Source organism: Sporosarcina aquimarina, from assembly GCF_019748715.1.
In the GTDB taxonomy this organism is placed as follows: Bacteria; Bacillota; Bacilli; order Bacillales_A; family Planococcaceae; genus Sporosarcina; species Sporosarcina newyorkensis.
Map to the genome: position 1 here is coordinate 1 of NZ_JACLBZ010000062.1, position 255 is coordinate 255.

Annotated in this window: 2 tRNA genes; both read right to left on the minus strand. The window is 56.1% G+C overall.

What is annotated here, in order from left to right:
• Window positions 1-36: 36 nt before the first annotated feature.
• Window positions 37-108, minus strand: a tRNA-Gly gene (locus tag H7J92_RS17545).
• Between the two features lie 8 nt (window positions 109-116).
• A tRNA-Leu gene (locus H7J92_RS17550) sits at window positions 117-198 on the minus strand.
• Window positions 199-255 lie beyond the last annotated feature (57 nt).

The following is a 255-nucleotide window of genomic DNA, read 5'->3' on the forward strand; positions in this document are numbered from 1 at the left end:
CGTCTGCCAGTTCCGCCACCCCGGCAAGAGTGGATAAGCGGAAGACGGGATTCGAACCCGCGACCCCGACCTTGGCAAGGTCGTATTCTACCACTGAACTACTTCCGCAAAAAAAGTGCGGGTGAAGGGAGTCGAACCCCCACGCCCGAAGGCACTAGATCCTAAGTCTAGCGTGTCTGCCAGTTCCACCACACCCGCAGTATGTTGGCATTTGCCAATAAAGTGGTGAGCCATACAGGATTCGAACCTGTGACC